1 protein-coding gene is annotated in these 2,256 nt (G+C 41.9%); it reads left to right on the forward strand.

Going from position 1 to position 2,256, the window contains the following annotated elements; translation table 11 throughout:
• Positions 1-329: 329 nt before the first annotated feature.
• The gene (ltrA, locus tag EDD57_RS14170) at positions 330-2,156 is read left to right on the forward strand and encodes a group II intron reverse transcriptase/maturase (RefSeq protein WP_165873856.1); all 1,827 of its coding nucleotides are present in this window, start codon (positions 330-332) and stop codon (positions 2,154-2,156) included.
• The last annotated feature ends 100 nt before the right edge of the window (positions 2,157-2,256 follow it).

The following is a 2,256-nucleotide window of genomic DNA, read 5'->3' on the forward strand; positions in this document are numbered from 1 at the left end:
CTGCCTTGCGCAGGGTGGGTTACCGTCGAGTAAGAATCGTTGTTATGAAAGACGGGATAGCAAGCGAAGATGCTATAAGCTCACAGGTCTATAGTCACTACCTAAGGATCGAATGGATAGCTAGGTAAAGTGGAACGTGGAAATCAAAGAACTCCCAACCAAACGACTGTTATCGGGGAGGTTGATGGTAACATCATTTGTCTTTGTGAGAGTAGGGTCACAGTACCAATGAAGCACTTAATCAGTGTGGAGGGATAGACCCAAGTCTAGTACCTTGAAAACCAAATAACCTTACAGATGAAGTTCAAGCTTCGAGTAGGAACTGGGGGTTGTCTCGTAAGAGACATGCCATCTTGAACACATTCTTACGAGCAGCTGAATATTACGGGATGCAAGAAGTCTTTGATAAATTGTTTGCTAGAAGCAAACAGGGGAATAAGTTCCATCGTTTATACCATCTCATTATTTCGGATGCGAACATCCGGCTTGCCTATCGCATGATCAAGAGTAACAAAGGTTCGAAAACAGCAGGAACGGACGGGATTACGATTAAACATCTTGAGCAATACACAGAGAAGGAGATCGTAACACTCGTACAATCTAATGTGAGGGAATACTCCCCTCAATCAGTGAAAAGGGTATGGATACCAAGGCCTGACGGAAAGAAACGTCCACTGGGGATCCCTACCATGCTGGATCGGCTGATCCAGCAGTGCATTCGGCAGATACTTGAACCTATTATGGAAGCGAAATTCCATAAACATAGCTATGGATTTCGCCCACTGCGTAGTGCTCATCATGCCTTGAGTCGATCCCACTTTCTCGTTAATGCTATAAACTGCTACTACGTAGTAGATATCGACATAGCTCGTTTCTTTGATGAAGTGAATCATAAACAATTGATGAAACAGTTATGGAACGTGGGAATTCGAGATTTGAAAGTCAGAGCTATTATAGGGAAAATCCTTCGCGCTTCTATTGACAAAGGAGGGGTCCCTAACAAGGGAACTCCACAAGGTGGGGTTTTATCACCACTCTTAGCTAATCTGGTGCTCAACGACCTCGATCAGTGGGTGAGCTCTCAATGGGAAACATTCCCCACACGTCATATGTACACGCATAGGTGCTATGGATACCGAAGACTTAAGAAAACAAAGCTAAAATGTGGATTCATCGTCCGATATGCGGATGATGCGAAGGTGTTTACCAGATTCAAACAAGAGGCACAGAGATGGTTCTACGCGATAGAAGGATTTATAAACAAGCGCTTAAAACTAGAAATTTCACTAGAGAAATCAAAGATAGTAAATCTTAAGCGCTGTAAATCAACTTTCCTAGGGTTTGAAATCAAGGCAATCCGAAAAAGGCGTACCTACGTAGCCCGATCACATATAGCAGAAAAAGCAAGAGATAGGATCGTAGAGCAGATAAAACGAGCCATTAAGCTAGTATCAGAAAAAAGAAATCGAAAACAAGCATATAAGCTAAATGCGATCATTATGGGAGTACATAATTATTTCCAATATGCTACTTGTGTATCTACTGATTTCCACAAAATTGCCTATCGATTAAATCGCTATATGTATCAACGACTAAAAGGTAAATTCATACGAGCGAAGCCATTCGGACAAGTCAGTTACACATATACATCACATTACTCGATGAACTATAAGACTTGGAAAGTAGACTCAGTGTGGATCTTCCCTATTGTGGACATCCAAATGAAAAGGTTAACAAACTTTAACCCTGAAATGAGCTTATTCGTGCCGTCGGCACGATCCAAGATTCATTCTAGATTGGATGCCAACATGCAAAGAGAAGTAGCCAGATTGATGAACAGAATCTCGGAATTCAGGTCAGTAGAGTATACAGACAATCGGTTATCGAGATATTCCATGGCAAAGGGACGATGTGAAATATCGGGTTTGCCTCTCACCGCGGAAGAGGTACACTGTCATCACGTTATTCCTCGATCATTAGGTGGGAACGATCAGTACAATAACTTGATGATCGTTCATAAGGATGTGCATAAACTGATTCACGCCACTGATAAGAACAAAGTTTTGAAAGGCCTAAGCCTATTCAAACTCAATCAAAGACAACTTGATAAACTAAATTCACTGCGTAAGAAATGTAATCTGGAGGTTATTGGTTAGTAGAAATACTAGATGGAACGCCGTATGACGGGAAACCGTCACGTACGGTGTGGAGTGGGGGAAAAGCTGGAGATGACCTCAAAAGCTTACCTATCACTAT

Source organism: Baia soyae, from assembly GCF_004341445.1.
Classification (GTDB): domain Bacteria; phylum Bacillota; class Bacilli; order Thermoactinomycetales; family Thermoactinomycetaceae; genus Baia; species Baia soyae.